Below are 18,071 nucleotides of genomic sequence, written 5' to 3' on the forward strand. Positions count from 1 at the left end.
ATTCCCCACCCCGAATCTCCTGCAATTCTGTTTCTGTTACTTCTTTAAATTGTTCCAACTTTACTGTATTTTTCATAATGAAATCTCCTGTATTGTTTTTCTTGTAAGTTATCTTACAAATCTATTATACAAAATGAAGATCACTTAAGAAAAATTTCTTCTCAACTGTACTTTTTTACACCTGAAATGCACCTTTTGAAGAAAAAAGCTGGGAAATAATCCCAGCTTTTTCTTTAATGTACTGATCCCAGCAGGATTCGAACCTGCGACCGTTCGCTTAGAAGGCGAATGCTCTATCCAGCTGAGCTATGAGACCTAACATGACCATTCTATCAAAAAACAAGAAGTAAGTCAATCTTCTATTTATGATAAGGGGATCCCTGCTGAATGGTAAAAGCACGATAAATTTGTTCAACAAGAACTAATCTCATTAACTGATGTGGCAAGGTCAAACGTCCAAAACTAACAGAAAGATTCGCTCGATACTTCACAGCAGGGGATAGTCCCAGACTTCCACCAATAATAAATGTAAGGGTAGAAAATCCCTTTATAGAAGCCTGTTCCAGCTGTCTACTGAATTCTTCTGAGGAGAAAATTTTTCCTTCAATTGCTAACACAACTACAAAATCTCTTTCTCCAATTTTAGAAAGAATTCGATTTCCCTCTATTTCTAATATTTTGTGATTTTCTGACTCACTTGCCTTATCTGGAGTTTTTTCATCGGCTAATTCAATAATTTCTACAGTAGCAAAACGAGAAATTCGTTTAGTATATTCAGCAATGCCATCTTTAAGATATTTTTCCTTCAGTTTTCCAACTGTTATAATTTTTATTTTCATTCTTCTATTCTAACATATCCACACTTCATTTCACATCTTATTCACAAAAAAAACTCTAGAAAAACAAGTAAATTCACAGAATAACGTAAGTTATCCACAACTTGTGTAAAACTTTTACCTTTAAGCTTGAATTAAGTTAATAGATTTATACTTTAATCAAATAAAAAACAAACGGAGGCGTTTATGAAACACTTACAAACATTTTACAAAAAAGGAGTTACCTTTCTTATCATCATTCTGATAGGATTTTTGAGTGGAGCCTTGGGAAGTTTTGTAACATTGCAGCTTTATCAGAAACAAGGAAATCAAGCTACAAATAACACTACAAACACTGTTACTCAGACTTCCTACAAAAATGAAAATGCAACAACTCAGGCCGTTAATAAGGTAAAAGATGCCGTTGTGTCGGTTATCACTTATTCAGCAAATCGGCAAAATAGTGTTTTTGGAAATGACGAGACAGATACGGATACCGACTCTCAACAGGTAGCAAGTGAAGGTTCTGGTGTTATTTACAAAAAGAATGGGAAAGATGCCTACCTTGTGACAAATACCCACGTTATTAAAGGAGCTTCAAAAGTTGATATCCGTTTAGCAGACGGTACAAAAGTTCCTGGTGAAATTGTCGGTTCTGATACGTTCTCTGATATTGCTGTCGTAAAAATTTCTTCAGAAAAAGTCACAACCGTAGCAGAATTTGGAGATTCTAGCAAACTAAATGTTGGTGAGACTGCAATCGCAATTGGTAGTCCTCTAGGATCAGAATATGCCAATACAGTTACCCAAGGAATCATTTCAAGTCTCAATCGAAATGTCTCTCTAAAATCTCAAGATGGTCAAGCGATTTCTACAAAAGCTATTCAGACAGATACGGCCATTAACCCTGGTAACTCTGGTGGTCCACTGGTAAATATTCAAGGACAAGTCATCGGTATTACATCAAGTAAAATTGCAAGTAATGGTGGAACCTCTGTCGAAGGTCTTGGTTTTGCAATCCCATCAAATGATGCTCAAAATATTATTAAACAGCTTGAAAGTGACGGTAAAGTGACTCGCCCTGCTCTTGGAATTCAAATGGTTAATTTAGCTAATATCGGAGCTAGTGATCTTAGAAAACTCAATATTCCAAGTAGCGTAACTTCTGGTGTAGTGGTAAAATCTGTTCAAAGTAATATGCCTGCATCTGGTCACCTTGAAAAATACGACGTTATTACCAAAGTTGACGACAAGAATATTTCTTCGTCAACAGATTTACAGAGTGCTCTTTACAACCATTCTATCGGAGACACCATTAAAATTACCTACTATCGAAATGGGAAAGAGGAGACTACAACTGTTAAGCTAGATAAAAGTACAAGTGATTTAGAATCTTAATTGACATCAGTGTAAAGAAAACTTTACATATAATAAAAGATATGTTAGTGTAGAACCATGGAAAAATTTGAAATGATTTCTATCTCGGACATACAAAAAAATCCTTACCAACCTCGGAAAGAATTTGATGTAAAAAAATTAAAAGAATTAGCTCAGTCAATCAAAGAAAATGGGGTCATCCAACCCATCATCGTTCGTCAATCTCCTGTAATTGGTTATGAAATCCTCGCAGGAGAGAGACGATATCGGGCTTCTCTCTTGGCTGGTCTGACTTCTATTCCAGCCGTTGTGAAACACCTCTCAGATCAGGAAATGATGATTCAGTCTATCATTGAGAATTTACAGAGAGAAAACTTGAATCCAGTTGAAGAAGCACGCGCCTACGAATCTTTAGTAGAGAAAGGATTTACTCACACTGAGATAGCGGATAAAATGGGGAAATCTCGACCTTATATCACTAATTTTATTCGTTTACTTTCCCTACCAGATTATATCTTATCTGAAGTAGAAAATGGAAAAATTTCTCAAGCTCATGCACGTTCACTAGTTGGTTTGGATAAAGAGCAACAAGAATATTTCTTCCAATTGATCAAAAACGAAGATATCTCTGTGAGAAAGTTAGAAACACTGCTGACAGAGAAAAAACAAAAGAAGCAGAAAAAAAGTGATTCTTTCATCAAAGATGAGGAAGATAAATTAAAAAAACTACTTGGATTAAATGTAGAAATTAAACTTTCTAAAAAAGATACTGGAAAGGTTATTATTTCTTTTTCAAACCAAGAAGAATATGACAGAATTATCAACAGCCTGAAATAAGGCTGTTCTTTTATTTTTTCAACCCACAAATTTATCCACTATTTTTTATAGCAAAAAACCAAAGAATTCAAGGAAATCCCTCACTTATCCCCAACCTGTGGATAAAAAGTGTAAACATTGTGGATTCTTTTCCACAGATTGTGGAAAAATGCTAGCATCTATGGTAAAATAAGTCTAACAGTAAACCTTTTTACATCAAATATAGCAAAGGAGGGGATAATCGGTGAAAGAAAAACAATTTTGGAATCAAATCTTGGAATTGGCTCAAGAAAGATTGACACGTTCCATGTACGATTTCTATGCCACACCTGCTGAACTCATAAAAGTGGAGGGAAATGTAGCTACTATCTTTTTACCTAGACCTGAAATGGAAATGGTTTGGAAAAAACAACTCAAAGATATCATTGTGGCTGCTGGTTTTGAAGTTTATGATACTGAAATAAAAACTCAATTTGTCTTAACAAAGCCTAAGGAAGAATCTTCAACCTATGTCATGGATTCTGAAAATAGCAATCATTATGTTGCTTCACAGGACAATCTTGCTATTCCATATTCTGAAACAGGATTGAAGGAAAAATATACCTTTGATAACTTTATTCAAGGAGATGGGAATATCTGGGCTAAATCTGCTGCTCTGGCTGTTTCCGAAGACCTCGCATTGACTTATAATCCCCTTTTCATTTATGGTGGTCCTGGACTAGGGAAAACCCACTTACTGAATGCTATCGGAAATGAAATTCTAAAAAATATTCCTGAAGCTCGGGTTAAGTATATTCCTGCTGAAAGTTTTATCAACGACTTTCTTGAGCATCTGAGGCTCGGGGAAATGGAAAAATTTAAAAAAACTTACCGAAGCCTTGATCTCTTACTGATTGATGATATCCAATCTCTCAGTGGCAAAAAGGTTGCAACTCAAGAAGAGTTTTTCAATACTTTCAACGCTCTTCATAGCAATCAAAAACAAATCGTTCTGACTAGTGACCGAAGTCCTAAACACTTAGAAGGACTTGAAGAAAGACTTGTCACGCGCTTTAGCTGGGGATTGACTCAAAATATCACCCCTCCTGACTTTGAGACACGTATCGCCATTCTTCAAAGTAAAACGGAACATTTAAACTACCATTTCCAGAGTGATACCCTAGAATATCTGGCTGGCCAATTTGATTCAAATGTTCGAGAATTGGAAGGAGCAATTAACGATATCACTTTAATTGCCAGAGTAAAGAAGATTAAAGACATCACTATTGATATTGCTGCAGAGGCTATTAGAGCTCGCAAACAAGATGTTAGCCAACTGCTAGTCATTCCAATTGACAAAATTCAAACTGAAGTTGGTAATTTTTATGGAGTGAGTGTCAAAGAAATGAAGGGGACGAGACGAGTTCAGAATATCGTTTTAGCGCGTCAAGTAGCCATGTATCTAGCTAGAGAACTGACAGATAATAGTCTTCCAAAAATCGGAAAAGAATTTGGCGGAAAGGATCACACCACCGTTATTCATGCCCATGCTAAAATTAAATCCTTGATTGACGAAGACGATAATTTACGCTTAGAAATCGAAGCAATCAAAAAGAAAATTAAATAATTTGTGGATAACTTTTCCTTTTCTATCTTTTTTATCCACATTTTTTAAACAAGCTTAAAAGTCTGAAATTACTAAATAGAAATCAGTTTTCCACAGAATTCACACACTCTATTATTTCTATTATCCTTCTAATACTAAAAAATAAATAAAGGAGAATCCATGATTCATTTTTCAATTAATAAAAATTTATTTCTACAAGCCTTGAATACCACAAAGCGAGCAATTAGCTCAAAAAATGCTATTCCTATTTTATCAACTATCAAAATTGATGTTACCAATGAAGGCATTACTTTGATTGGTTCCAATGGTCAAATTTCTATTGAAAATTTCATTTCTCAAAAGAATGAAGATGCTGGTCTTTTGATTACTTCCTTAGGTTCGATTCTTCTTGAAGCTTCTTTCTTTATCAATGTTGTATCTAGTCTTCCAGATGTAACGCTTGATTTCAAAGAGATTGAACAAAAACAAATTGTCTTAACAAGTGGCAAATCAGAAATTACCCTAAAAGGAAAAGACAGCGAACAATACCCACGTATTCAAGAAATTTCAGCAAGCACTCCTTTGGTTCTTGAAACCAAAATACTCAAGAAAATTATCAATGAAACAGCTTTTGCTGCAAGTACGCAAGAAAGTCGTCCAATCTTAACAGGTGTCCACTTCGTATTGAGCCAACACAAGGAACTAAAAACAGTTGCGACAGACTCTCATCGCCTTAGCCAGAAAAAATTGACTCTTGAAAAAAATGGCGATGATTTTGATGTGGTGATTCCTAGCCGCTCTCTACGCGAATTTTCAGCTGTTTTTACAGATGATATCGAAACAGTGGAGATTTTCTTTGCCAATAATCAAATCCTCTTTAGAAGCGAAAATATTAGTTTCTACACTCGTCTACTAGAAGGAAACTATCCAGATACAGATCGTTTGATTCCAACTGACTTTAATACTACGATTACTTTTGATGTTGTTAATTTACGTCAATCAATGGAACGCGCACGTCTCTTATCAAGTGCGACTCAAAATGGTACCGTGAAGCTTGAAATTAAAGGTGGTGTTGTTAGCGCCCATGTTCATTCTCCTGAAGTTGGTAAAGTAAATGAAGAAATCGATACTGAGCAGGTGACTGGAGACGATTTGACTATTAGTTTCAACCCGACTTACTTGATTGATTCTCTTAAGGCTTTAAATAGCGAAAAAGTCACTATTAGTTTCATTTCAGCTGTTCGCCCATTTACTCTTGTGCCAGCAGATACTGACGAAGACTTCATGCAGCTCATCACACCAGTTCGTACAAATTAAGTGAAAGAGGTTGAGCCTAGCTCGCCTCTTTTATGTTATAATCGAAAAAGAAAAGGAGAGTAGTATGTATCAAGTTGGAAATTTTGTTGAGATGAAAAAGCCCCATGCTTGTACAATCAAGTCAACAGGAAAAAAAGCTAATCGTTGGGAAATTACACGTGTAGGGGCAGATATAAAAATCAAATGTAGCAATTGCGACCACCTTGTTATGATGAGTCGCCATGATTTTGAACGAAAAATGAATAAGATTATTGACTAAGAACCCTTAGTTAGGGAGTTAGCAAGTTTTCCCTTTTTGTGTTATAATGTTAGGGATTGAAATGAGAACGGAGAATGAGAAACTATGGCTTTAACAGCAGGTATCGTTGGTTTGCCAAACGTTGGTAAATCAACCCTTTTTAATGCAATTACAAAAGCAGGAGCAGAGGCGGCAAACTACCCATTTGCGACTATTGATCCAAATGTTGGGATGGTAGAAGTTCCAGATGAACGTTTACAGAAACTAACTGAAATGATCACACCTAAAAAGACAGTTCCAACAACTTTTGAATTTACAGATATTGCAGGGATTGTAAAAGGAGCATCAAAAGGGGAAGGTCTAGGAAATAAATTCTTGGCCAACATCCGTGAAGTAGATGCGATTGTTCATGTTGTGCGTGCATTTGATGATGAAAATGTTATGCGCGAGCAAGGACGTGAAGACGCCTTTGTGGATCCACTTGCAGATATTGATACCATTAACCTAGAGTTGATTCTTGCTGACCTAGAGTCAGTAAATAAACGCTATGCGCGTGTGGAAAAGATGGCACGTACGCAAAAAGATAAGGAATCAGTTGCAGAATTTAACGTTCTTCAAAAAATTAAACCTGTCCTTGAAGATGGGAAATCAGCTCGTACCATTGAATTTACAGATGAAGAACAGAAAGTGGTCAAAGGGCTTTTCCTTTTGACGACTAAACCAGTTCTTTATGTTGCTAATGTGGATGAGGATGTTGTTGGAGATCCAGATTCTATCGACTATGTTAAACAAATTCGTGAATTTGCAGCGACAGAAAATGCTGAAGTAGTAATTATTTCAGCGCGTGCTGAGGAAGAAATTTCTGAGTTAGACGATGAAGATAAGCAAGAATTTCTTGAAGCACTTGGCTTGACTGAATCAGGCGTTGACAAGTTGACTCGTGCAGCTTACCACTTGCTTGGACTTGGAACTTACTTCACAGCTGGTGAAAAAGAAGTTCGCGCTTGGACCTTTAAGCGTGGTATGAAGGCTCCTCAAGCAGCTGGTATTATCCACTCAGACTTTGAAAAAGGCTTTATTCGTGCAGTAACCATGTCATATGAGGATCTAGTGAAATACGGATCTGAAAAGGCTGTAAAAGAAGCTGGGCGCTTGCGTGAAGAAGGAAAAGAATATATCGTTCAAGATGGCGATATCATGGAATTCCGCTTTAATGTCTAATAACATTTAACAAATAGTGTCAATTAGGTTGGAAAAAAATTCCAACCCTTTTGGCTTTTGAAAGGAAAAATAAATGACCAAATTACTTGTAGGATTGGGAAATCCAGGGGATAAATATTTTGAAACCAAACACAATGTTGGCTTTATGTTGATTGACCAACTAGCTAAAAAACAAAATGTCACCTTTACACACGACAAGATATTTCAAGCTGACCTAGCATCTTTTTTCTTCAATGGAGAAAAAATTTATTTCGTCAAACCAACAACATTTATGAATGAAAGTGGAAAAGCAGTTCATGCTTTATTGACTTACTATGGTTTGGATATTGAAGATTTACTCGTTATTTATGACGATCTTGACATGGAAGTTGGGAAAATTCGTTTAAGATCAAAGGGCTCAGCAGGTGGCCATAATGGTATCAAGTCTATTATTCAACATATAGGTACTCAGGTCTTTAACCGTGTTAAAATAGGTATTGGCAGACCTAAAAAAGGTATGTCAGTTGTTCACCATGTTTTAAGTAAGTTTGATCAGGATGACTATGTAGGTATTTTACAGTCAATTGACAAGGTTGACGATGCTGTAAATTACTATTTACAAGAAAAAAACTTTGAGAAAACAATGCAGAGGTATAACGGCTAAATGGTGACTTTATTAGATTTATTCTCAGAAAATAATCAGATAAAAAAATGGCATCAAAATCTTACAGATAAGAAAAGACAACTAATACTAGGTCTGTCAACTTCTACCAAGGCTCTTGCAATTGCAAGTAGTCTAAAAAAAGAAAATAAGATTGTATTATTGACATCGACTTATGGAGAAGCGGAACGAATTATCAGTGATCTTCTTTCTATCTTAGGAGAGGAATTTGTCTATCCATTTTTGGTAGACGACTCTCCTATGGTAGAGTTTTTGATGTCTTCACAAGAAAAAATCATTTCCAGAGTTGAAGCCTTGCGTTTTTTAACTGATTCATCTAAGAAAGGGATTTTAGTTTGTAATATCGCAGCAAGTCGATTAATTTTACCTTCTCCAACTGGATTTAAAGAAAGTATTATAAAGATTGCGGTTGGTGAAGAATATGATCAACATGACCTTCTTAACAAATTAAAGGAAATAGGCTATCGCAAAGTTACACAAGTACAGACTCAGGGGGAGTTTAGTATTCGAGGAGATATTTTAGATATTTTTGAAATGTCTCAGTTAGAACCTTTTCGAATTGAGTTTTTTGGTGATGAAGTAGATGGAATTCGGACTTTCGAAGTAGAGACACAATTATCAAAAGAAAATCAAACAGAACTCACCATCTTTCCAGCAAGTGATATGCTTTTGAGGGAAAAGGACTATCTACGAGGTCAGTCAGCTTTAGAAAAGCAAATTTCGAAGACTTTATCACCAATTTTAAAATCATACTTGGAAGAGATTTTGTCAAGTTTTCATCAAAAACAAGTACATTCAGATAGCCGCAAGTTTTTATCCTTATGTTACGATAAAACATGGACTGTATTTGATTATATTGAAAAAGATACACCAGTATTCTTTGATGATTATCAAAAATTGATGAATCAGTATGAAGTTTTTGAAAGAGAATTAGCGCAATACTTTACAGAAGATTTACAGAATGGTAAATCATTTTCTGAGATGCAGTATTTTGCAGATACAGAGCAAATCTATAAAAAACAAAGTCCAGTGACCTTTTTCTCTAATCTTCAAAAGGGTTTAGGAAATCTCAAGTTTGATCACATTTACCAATTTAATCAATATCCTATGCAGGAGTTTTTCAATCAATTTTCTTTTCTTAAAGAAGAAATTGAGCGATATAAAAAAATGGACTACACTATTATCTTGCAGTCTAGCAATTCAATGGGAAGTAAAACATTGGAGGATGTTTTAGAGGAATATCAGATCAAACTGGATTTCAGAGATAAGTCAAGTATCTGTAAAGAATCTGTAAATTTGATCGAGGGTAATCTAAGACATGGTTTTCATTTTGTAGATGAAAAAATCCTCCTGATTACTGAACATGAGATTTTTCAAAAGAAATTAAAACGTCGTTTTCGAAGACAACATACGTCAAATGCAGAGCGCTTAAAAGATTATAATGAACTTGAAAAAGGGGACTACGTTGTTCACCATATCCATGGAATTGGTCAATATCTAGGCATTGAAACAATTGAAATCAAAGGGATTCACCGTGATTATGTCAGTGTTCAATATCAAAATGGGGATCAAATCTCCATCCCAGTAGAGCAGATTCAGTTACTGTCTAAATATGTTTCAAGTGATGGTAAAGCGCCAAAACTTAATAAATTAAATGACGGTCATTTTAAAAAGGCCAAGCAAAAAGTTAAGAACCAGGTAGAGGATATAGCTGACGATTTAATCAAACTCTATTCTGAACGTAGTCAGTTGAAGGGTTTTGCTTTCTCAGCTGATGATGATGATCAACATGCTTTTGATGATGCCTTCCCTTATGTTGAAACGGATGATCAACTTCGTAGTATTGAGGAAATTAAGAGAGATATGCAGGATTCTCACCCCATGGATCGACTTTTAGTTGGGGATGTTGGTTTTGGGAAGACTGAAGTTGCAATGCGTGCAGCATTTAAGGCTGTCAATGATCACAAACAGGTTGTCGTTCTAGTTCCGACGACGGTTTTAGCACAACAACACTATACGAATTTTAAGGAAAGATTCCAAAATTTTGCAGTTAATATTGATGTGTTGAGTCGCTTTAGAAGTAAAAAAGAGCAGGCAGAGACACTTGAAAAATTAAAGAATGGTCAAGTTGATATTTTGATTGGAACCCATCGTGTTTTGTCTAAAGATGTTGTGTTTTCTGATTTGGGCTTGATGATTATTGATGAGGAACAACGATTTGGTGTCAAGCATAAGGAAACTTTGAAAGAACTGAAAAAACAAGTAGATGTTCTAACCTTGACAGCAACACCAATCCCTCGAACCCTTCATATGTCTATGCTGGGAATCCGAGATTTGTCTGTTATTGAAACTCCTCCAACCAATCGCTATCCGGTTCAAACCTATGTTTTAGAAAAGAATGACAGTGTGATTCGTGATGCTGTCTTGCGTGAAATGGAGCGTGGAGGTCAAGTTTACTATCTTTACAATAAAGTTGACACGATTGACAAGAAGGTTTCAGAATTACAGGAGTTGATTCCAGAGGCTTCAATTGGTTATGTTCATGGGCAAATGAGTGAAATTCAGTTAGAAAATACTCTACTGGACTTTATTGAAGGTCAGTATGATATTTTGGTGACAACTACCATTATTGAGACAGGAGTTGATATTCCAAATGCCAATACCTTATTTATTGAAAATGCGGACCATATGGGCTTGTCAACCTTGTATCAATTAAGAGGGAGAGTTGGTCGGAGTAATCGCATTGCCTATGCCTATCTCATGTATCGTCCAGAAAAATCAATCAGTGAAGTCTCTGAGAAGAGATTAGAAGCAATCAAAGGGTTTACGGAATTGGGCTCAGGATTTAAGATTGCTATGCGAGATCTTTCAATTCGTGGAGCAGGAAATCTATTAGGAAAATCGCAGTCTGGTTTCATTGATTCTGTTGGTTTTGAATTGTATTCGCAGTTATTAGAGGAAGCTATTGCTAAACGTAACGGCAATGGGAATACAAGAACCAAAGGAAATGCTGAGTTGATTTTACAAATTGATGCTTATCTTCCTGATACTTATATTTCAGACCAACGACATAAGATTGAAATTTACAAGAAAATTCGTCAAATTGACAATCGTGTCAACTATGAAGAATTACAAGAAGAGTTGATGGACCGCTTTGGAGAATATCCAGATGTAGTAGCATATCTTTTAGAGATTGGTTTGGTCAAATCTTACTTGGATAAGGTCTTTGTAGAACGTGTGGAAAGAAAAGAAAATAAGATTACAGTTCAATTTGAAACAATTACTCAGCGGCTGTTCTTAGCTCAAGATTATTTTAAAGCCTTATCTGCAACAAACTTAAAGGCAGCTATAGCTGAGAATAAGGGATTAATGGAAGTTGTATTTGATGTCCGAAACAAGAAGGATTATGAAATTTTAGAAGGTCTTCTGATTTTTGGAGAAAGTTTAGTAGAGATAAAAGAATCAAAGAAAGCTAATTCTCTTTGACGTTTTTCTTCTATAAAAGGGATAAAAATGGTACAATAATAATTTGAGGTAATAAAAATGAGATTAGACAAGTATTTAAAAGTATCACGAATTATTAAGCGTCGTACAGTCGCAAAGGAAGTAGCAGATAAAGGTAGAATCAAGGTAAATGGAATCTTGGCCAAAAGTTCAACGGATTTGAAAGTTGATGACCAAGTTGAAATTCGCTTTGGAAATAAGTTGTTGCTTGTTAAAGTACTGGAGATGAAAGATAGTACAAAAAAAGAAGATGCAGCTGGCATGTATGAAATTATCAGTGAAACACGGGTAGAAGAAAATGTCTAAAAATATTGTACAGATGAATAATTCTTTTATTCAAAATGAACACCAACGTCGTCGTTACCTGATGAAGGAGAGACAAAAGAGGAATCGTTTTATGGGTTGGGTCCTTATTTTGATGATTTTGTTGTTTATTTTACCAACTTATAACTTGGTCCAAAGCTATAATCAGTTATTGCAACGTCGTCAGCAATTGACAGAGTTGAAAGAACAATACCAAACTCTTAGTGATGAAAAGGATAAGGAATCTGCTTTTGCTGCAAAGTTGAAAGATGAAGACTATGTAGCAAAATATGCACGCGCCAAGTACTATTACTCAAAGAAACGAGAAGCAATTTACACGATTCCTGATTTGCTTCCGAGGTAATGTCATGGAAAATTTATTAGAAGTTGTTGAGCAATTTTTAAGTTTATCAGATGAAAAATTAGAGGAATTGGCAGCTAAAAACCATTTATTACGATTACAAGAAGAAAGGGAAGAGAAGAATGCGTAAGTTCTTAGTAGTGTTATCACTACTATCTGTTTTTATCATAACTTCAAGAGTAGTTAGCACAGAAAAACAGCTCCCTTACTCTTCACAAGAAATTTATTATCTAACTGAGTCTGATCATGGATTCTACTATAAAGAACCCCTTGAATCGCCAATGGTTTATGGAGAAACAGCTGTCTATGCTAATGAAGATCTTGTAAAGGAGTCTGGAAAATTGACTTCTGGAACCACCTTTAAAATCGTAGAATGGCGTTTGAATAGACAAGGTATTCCTGTTTTTAAATTAAACAATCATCAGTTTATCGTTGCAGATAAGCGTTTAGTCTATGATCAAAGTCAAGTTCAAATTCAAAATAGACAAGTATGGTTGGAACCGGGGTTTGTTATCTATAACAGTCCTTATGGTGCTAAAGAAATTTCTTCATCCCTCTCTCCCTATCAACGCGTAACAGTAGATAGAACCCTCTTTGTTGAGGGACAAGAATTTCTTCATATTGATCAAGTTGGGTGGATATCAAAAGAGTTTGTTTCAGAAGAAGATAATCGTATCCAGAAGGTTCAAGAAGTCTTGTCAAACAACTATCAGAATGAAAATTATTCTATTTATGTTAAACAACTGAGTACAGGTAAAGAGGCTGGGGTGAATGAAGAAAGCAAACTCTATGCAGCTAGCATCTTGAAACTAGCCTACCTTTATTATGCTCAAGATAAGATAAATAAAGGTGACTATACGCTGGACAGTAGCTTCAAGTATGTCTCAGAAGTGAATAATTTCCCTGGATCCTATAAACCAGAAGGTAGTGGTAGTTTACCTAAAAAAGAAGACAACAAAGATTACAGTCTCCAACAGTTAATTACCAAGATAACAAAAGAGTCTGACAACGTTGCTCATAATATTTTAGGTTATTATGTGACCAATCAATCTGACGGGGCTTTTAAAGAAAAAATGTCCACCATTATGGGTGAAGATTGGGATGTGAATGATAAATTAACTTCTTCAAAAATGGCTGGAAAAGTCATGGAGGCTATTTATAATCAGAATGGTTTTGTTTTAGAGTCTCTAGGCAAAACGAATTTTGATAACCAACGAATTGCGAAAGGTGTTTCGGTTAAGGTAGCTCATAAAATCGGAGATGCGGATGAGTTTAAACATGACACTGCGATTGTTTATACGGACTCTCCTTTCGTTCTTTCCATTTTCACCAAAAATTCTGATTATGACACTATTGCTAAAATAGCCAAGGATGTCTATGAGGTTCTAAAATGAGGGAGCAGGATTTTTTAAATCATTTTCTCCGAAAAGAGTATTTCAAAAAACATTCTAAAGTCGTGTTGGCTCTGTCTGGTGGACTGGATTCAATGTTTTTATTCCATCTACTGTCCACCTATCAAGAAGAGTTGGAAATCAAGCTGATTTTAGCTCATGTCAATCACAAGCAGAGAAGTGAGTCTGACTGGGAGGAGAATGAACTAAGGAAGTTAGCTGATGTAGCTGGACTTCCTATTTGTATCACAAGCTTTTCAGGAGACTTTTCAGAAGCGCGTGCTCGAGAGTTTCGTTATGATTTTTTTAGGAAAATCATGAAAGAGGTTGGGGCGACAGCCTTGGTCACTGCCCACCATGCAGATGATCAGGTTGAAACCATTTTGATGCGGTTCATTCGCGGAAGTCGGTTACGTCATTTAATAGGAATAAAAGAAAGTCAAGTAGTTGATGATATTGAAATCATCCGTCCCTTGCTGCATTTTCACAAAAAGGATTTTCCACCAATTTTTCATTTCGAAGATCAAACAAATCGTGAGAACAGCTATTTTCGCAATCGTATTCGAAATAGGTATTTACCAGAACTTGAAAAAGAAAATCCCCGCCTTAGATCCGCTCTTTTAAATCTAAGAAGTGAGATTTCAGACTACCAAGCAGCCATAACGGAGCTTTCTGAACAGATTGATGTAGAAGATTTGAATGAGCTCTTTTCATACTCAAAACAAACTCAAGGGGTCTTGCTCCAGAACTATCTCAATCAATTTCCTGACTTAAATCTTACAAAGGCTCAGTTTGATGAAGTTAGACAGATTTTAGCAAGGAAAAGTCAGTATCGTCACCCACTGAAAAATGGTTACGAATTGATAAAAGAGTATCAAAATTTTCGAGTTTGCAAAATCAGTCCTCAGGCTGATGAAAAGGAAGATGAACTTGTGTTACACTATCAAAATCAAGTTCGACATAAGGGCTATTTATTTTCCTTTGGCATTCCTATTGAAGGGGATGCTGTTCAAAAAATAATGGTTTCACGGGAAACATCTGTACATATTAGATATCGAAAACCTGGTGATGTTCTGCTTATAAATGGTCATCGAAAGAAACTGAGACGCTTATTTATAGATTTGAAAATCCCTATTGAAAAACGGGAAACAACTCCTATTATTGAGCAATTTGGAGAAATTGTCTCAATTTTGGGAATTGCTATCAGTGATTTGAGTAAAAACACGAAAAATGATATAATGAACACTGTACTTTATATAGAAAAAATAGATAGGTAAAAAGATGTTAGAACACGATATTAAAAAAATCCTCATTTCACATGATGAAATTACAGAAGCAGCTAAAAAGCTAGGTGCACAATTAGCCAAAGATTATGAGGGAAAAAATCCAATTCTTGTTGGAATTTTGAAAGGATCGATTCCTTTTATAGCTGAATTGGTCAAACATATTGATACGCATATTGAGATGGACTTCATGATGGTATCTAGCTACCATGGTGGAACAGCAAGTAGTGGTGTGATCAATATCAAGCAAGACGTAACTCAAGATATCAAGGGAAGACATATTCTATTTGTAGAGGATATCATCGATACAGGTCAAACTTTGAAGAATTTGAAAGATATGTTTATTGCAAGAGAAGCAGCTTCTGTTAAAATTGCGACTTTGTTGGACAAACCAGAGGGACGTGTTGTTGAAATTGAAGCAGATTATACTTGCTTCACTATTCCAAATGAGTTTGTAGTAGGTTATGGTTTGGACTATAAAGAAAATTATCGTAACCTTCCTTATGTTGGAGTATTAAAAGAGGAAGTTTATTCAAATTAGAAAGAGCATTCTTTAATGAAAAAACAAAATAATGGTTTAGTTAGAAATCCATTTCTATACTTGTTAATTATCTTCTTCCTTGTGACAGGGTTCCAGTATTTTTACTCTGGAAATACTGCTGGACGAAGCGAAAAAATTAACTATACAGAATTGGTAAAAGAAATTACAGCAGACAATGTAAAAGAATTGACCTATCAGCCAAATGGTAGCATCATTGAGGTGTCTGGTGTTTATAAAAATCCTAAGACTAGTAAAGAAGAAACAGGGATTCAATTTTTCACTCCTACTGCTACAAAAGTAGAAAGATTCTCAAGTACCATTCTTCCGTCGGATTCAACAGTTTCAGAATTGCAAAAACTTGCTTCTGAACATCAGGCTGAGGTAACGGTTAAACATGAGAGTTCAAGTGGTATGTGGATCAATATCCTTGTCTCTGTTGTGCCATTTGCTATTCTCTTCTTCTTCCTATTTTCTATGATGGGAAATATGGGAGGAAATAATAGTCGAAATCCAATGAGTTTTGGACGTAGCAAGGCCAAAGCTGCTAACAAAGAAGATATCAAGGTACGATTCTCAGATGTTGCAGGTGCCGAGGAAGAAAAACAAGAATTAGTCGAAGTTGTTGAATTCCTAAAAGATCCAAAACGATTTACAAAGCTTGGTGCGCGTATTCCTGCGGGTGTTCTTTTGGAGGGGCCTCCCGGGACAGGTAAAACTTTACTTGCTAAGGCAGTTGCTGGAGAAGCAGGAGTTCCATTCTTTAGCATCTCAGGATCTGACTTTGTAGAAATGTTTGTCGGAGTTGGTGCAAGCCGTGTTCGTTCTCTTTTTGAGGATGCAAAAAAAGCAGCACCAGCCATTATCTTTATCGATGAAATTGATGCTGTTGGTCGCCAACGTGGTGTCGGACTCGGCGGAGGAAATGATGAACGTGAGCAAACCTTGAACCAGCTCTTGATTGAAATGGATGGTTTTGAGGGAAATGAAGGAATTATCGTTATCGCTGCGACAAACCGTTCAGATGTCCTCGATCCTGCGCTACTACGCCCGGGACGTTTTGATAGAAAAGTCTTGGTTGGCCGTCCTGATGTTAAAGGTCGTGAAGCAATCTTGAAAGTTCACGCTAAAAATAAACCTCTAGCAGAAGATGTTGATTTGAAATTAGTTGCCCAACAAACCCCAGGTTTTGTGGGAGCTGACTTGGAAAATGTTCTAAATGAGGCAGCCTTGGTTGCAGCTCGTCGCAACAAGTCAGTCATTGATGCTTCAGATATTGATGAGGCAGAGGACAGAGTGATTGCTGGACCATCTAAGAAAGATAAAACAGTATCACAAAGAGAACGTGAATTGGTTGCCTATCATGAGGCTGGACATACCATTGTTGGTTTAGTCTTGTCGAATGCCCGTGTTGTTCATAAAGTTACCATTGTACCACGTGGACGTGCAGGTGGTTACATGATTGCACTTCCTAAAGAGGATCAAATGCTTCTATCTAAAGAAGACATGAAAGAGCAATTGGCAGGTTTGATGGGTGGTCGTGTAGCTGAGGAAATTATCTTTAATGTCCAAACGACAGGAGCTTCAAATGACTTTGAACAAGCTACACAGATGGCGCGTGCAATGGTCACTGAATACGGTATGAGTGAAAAACTTGGCCCAGTTCAATACGAAGGTAACCATGCTATGTTTGGTGCACAAAGTCCTCAAAAATCAATTTCAGAGCAAACAGCCTATGAGATTGATGAGGAAGTTCGTTCATTATTAAATGAAGCACGGAATAAAGCAGCTGAAATTATTCAATCAAATCGTGAAACCCACAAACTGATTGCAGAAGCATTGTTGAAATACGAAACATTGGATAGTACACAAATTAAATCTCTTTACGAAACAGGAAAAATGCCTGAGAATGTAGAAGAGGAATCCCATGCCCTATCTTATGATGAAGTAAAATCAAAAATGAGTGAAGAAAAATAACCTAGAGAGGCCATGCCTCTCTTTTTATATGCAGTTGAGGCAACGAGAAGTACAGAAGAGGAGAAGTAGATCAAAGGCTTGATGCATTTTGTTAAACTAAATGCAGAAAGGAGAGGTCTATGAAAATGAAAGAATTATACGAAGAAAGTAAAGGGATTGTAAACAAGTGCCGCAAAGAATACCATCTACATCTGTGGGAGAAAGAGGACTGGGATCAGGAGGGTATGATGTGCTTGTATGAGCTAAGGACTGAGACTAGATGATTACTATCTCTTTCATGAACTGCTAAGGAATTACAGAGCAAGTCAGAGTAAAGAAAAACAAGAACAACTTGACCGTCTAATGGGAGGAGAATGTTTCAAAGGTAGAAAATCCCTTCTGAGAGAATTAAGTATCGTATTCAGTGATTTTAGGTAAAAATAGTCAAAAGAATCCCTTGACAAAGGAAAAAAAGTAGGTATAATAGAAAGAGTTGAAAAACTCCAGGTCCGTTGGTCAAGGGGTTAAGACACCGCCTTTTCACGGCGGTAACACGGGTTCGAATCCCGTACGGACTATGGGTGTATCGCAGGGACGAAAAAAGTAAAAAAAGTTTCAAAAAAGTGTTGACATAGATCAGCAGCTGTGATATACTAATATAGTTGTCGCTTGAGAGAGATTGAGTGACAAAGACCTTTGAAAACT

Annotated in this window: 17 protein-coding genes, 2 tRNA genes and 1 pseudogene; 17 read left to right on the top strand and 3 right to left on the bottom strand. The window is 36.2% G+C overall.

Annotation, left to right across the window (positions count from 1 at the left end; all coding sequences use genetic code 11):
* The 3 genes from comC to rlmH form a co-directional block, all read right to left on the bottom strand.
* The coding region (comC, locus tag D8862_RS09020) for a competence-stimulating peptide ComC (protein WP_125450114.1) at positions 1-76 on the bottom strand (76 nt) is incomplete at its 3' end.
* Between the two features lie 166 nt (positions 77-242).
* A tRNA-Arg gene (locus D8862_RS09025) sits at positions 243-316 on the bottom strand.
* 43 nt (positions 317-359) lie between these two features.
* Positions 360-839 carry a 23S rRNA (pseudouridine(1915)-N(3))-methyltransferase RlmH gene (rlmH, locus tag D8862_RS09030; RefSeq protein ID WP_038804781.1) on the bottom strand — a complete coding sequence of 160 codons (480 nt, stop codon included), beginning with the start codon at positions 837-839 and terminating at the stop codon, positions 360-362.
* Positions 840-1,022: 183 nt separating this feature from the next.
* Between rlmH and D8862_RS09035 the strand changes: the two genes are divergently transcribed.
* The 17 genes and pseudogenes from D8862_RS09035 to D8862_RS09110 all read left to right on the top strand — a co-directional run bounded on the left by D8862_RS09035 (position 1,023) and on the right by D8862_RS09110 (position 17,944).
* Positions 1,023-2,213: a serine protease HtrA gene (locus tag D8862_RS09035; RefSeq protein ID WP_038804782.1), complete on the top strand. Its 1,191-nt coding sequence runs from the start codon at positions 1,023-1,025 to the stop codon at positions 2,211-2,213.
* Positions 2,214-2,270: 57 nt separating this feature from the next.
* Positions 2,271-3,029 (top strand): ParB/RepB/Spo0J family partition protein, encoded by a 759-nt coding sequence (locus D8862_RS09040; RefSeq protein WP_038804784.1) that lies wholly within the window; start codon positions 2,271-2,273, stop codon positions 3,027-3,029.
* Between the two features lie 223 nt (positions 3,030-3,252).
* Positions 3,253-4,614, top strand: a complete 1,362-nt coding sequence (gene dnaA, locus D8862_RS09045; RefSeq protein WP_125450094.1) for a chromosomal replication initiator protein DnaA — start codon at positions 3,253-3,255, stop codon at positions 4,612-4,614.
* Positions 4,615-4,773: 159 nt separating this feature from the next.
* The gene (dnaN, locus tag D8862_RS09050) at positions 4,774-5,910 is read left to right on the top strand and encodes a DNA polymerase III subunit beta (RefSeq protein ID WP_125450096.1); all 1,137 of its coding nucleotides are present in this window, start codon (positions 4,774-4,776) and stop codon (positions 5,908-5,910) included.
* Between the two features lie 64 nt (positions 5,911-5,974).
* Positions 5,975-6,169, top strand: coding sequence for a DUF951 domain-containing protein (locus D8862_RS09055; protein WP_000285183.1), 195 nt, complete (start codon positions 5,975-5,977; stop codon positions 6,167-6,169).
* 84 nt (positions 6,170-6,253) lie between these two features.
* Positions 6,254-7,369, top strand: coding sequence for a redox-regulated ATPase YchF (gene ychF, locus D8862_RS09060; RefSeq protein ID WP_125450098.1), 1,116 nt, complete (start codon positions 6,254-6,256; stop codon positions 7,367-7,369).
* Between the two features lie 73 nt (positions 7,370-7,442).
* Positions 7,443-8,012, top strand: a complete 570-nt coding sequence (gene pth / locus D8862_RS09065; protein ID WP_125450100.1) for an aminoacyl-tRNA hydrolase — start codon at positions 7,443-7,445, stop codon at positions 8,010-8,012.
* Positions 8,013-11,516, top strand: a complete 3,504-nt coding sequence (mfd, locus tag D8862_RS09070) for a transcription-repair coupling factor (RefSeq protein WP_125450102.1) — start codon at positions 8,013-8,015, stop codon at positions 11,514-11,516.
* Positions 11,517-11,573: 57 nt separating this feature from the next.
* Positions 11,574-11,840, top strand: a complete 267-nt coding sequence (locus D8862_RS09075) for an RNA-binding S4 domain-containing protein (RefSeq protein WP_001234973.1) — start codon at positions 11,574-11,576, stop codon at positions 11,838-11,840.
* Complete coding sequence (locus D8862_RS09080; RefSeq protein WP_125450104.1) at positions 11,833-12,201, top strand: septum formation initiator family protein; 369 nt, start codon at positions 11,833-11,835, stop codon at positions 12,199-12,201. Before D8862_RS09075 ends, D8862_RS09080 begins: the two co-directional genes overlap by 8 nt.
* Before the next feature lie 4 nt (positions 12,202-12,205).
* Positions 12,206-12,328, top strand: coding sequence for an SP_0009 family protein (locus D8862_RS09770; RefSeq protein WP_000429343.1), 123 nt, complete (start codon positions 12,206-12,208; stop codon positions 12,326-12,328).
* On the top strand, positions 12,321-13,592 hold the full coding sequence (locus tag D8862_RS09085) for a serine hydrolase (RefSeq protein WP_125450106.1): 1,272 nt from the start codon (positions 12,321-12,323) through the stop codon (positions 13,590-13,592). Before D8862_RS09770 ends, D8862_RS09085 begins: the two co-directional genes overlap by 8 nt.
* Positions 13,589-14,866, top strand: coding sequence for a tRNA lysidine(34) synthetase TilS (tilS, locus tag D8862_RS09090; protein WP_125450108.1), 1,278 nt, complete (start codon positions 13,589-13,591; stop codon positions 14,864-14,866). Before D8862_RS09085 ends, tilS begins: the two co-directional genes overlap by 4 nt.
* 4 nt (positions 14,867-14,870) lie before the next feature.
* Positions 14,871-15,413: a hypoxanthine phosphoribosyltransferase gene (gene hpt, locus D8862_RS09095; RefSeq protein ID WP_125450110.1), complete on the top strand. Its 543-nt coding sequence runs from the start codon at positions 14,871-14,873 to the stop codon at positions 15,411-15,413.
* 15 nt (positions 15,414-15,428) lie between these two features.
* Positions 15,429-17,387: an ATP-dependent zinc metalloprotease FtsH gene (gene ftsH / locus D8862_RS09100; RefSeq protein ID WP_125450112.1), complete on the top strand. Its 1,959-nt coding sequence runs from the start codon at positions 15,429-15,431 to the stop codon at positions 17,385-17,387.
* 119 nt (positions 17,388-17,506) lie between these two features.
* Positions 17,507-17,804 (top strand): annotated as a pseudogene (locus D8862_RS09105) (hypothetical protein).
* Positions 17,805-17,872: 68 nt separating this feature from the next.
* A tRNA-Glu gene (locus D8862_RS09110) sits at positions 17,873-17,944 on the top strand.
* Positions 17,945-18,071: the final 127 nt, after the last annotated feature.

Origin of the sequence: Streptococcus oralis (genome assembly GCF_003942585.1) — a bacterium.
Lineage (GTDB): Bacteria > Bacillota > Bacilli > Lactobacillales > Streptococcaceae > Streptococcus > Streptococcus oralis_BE.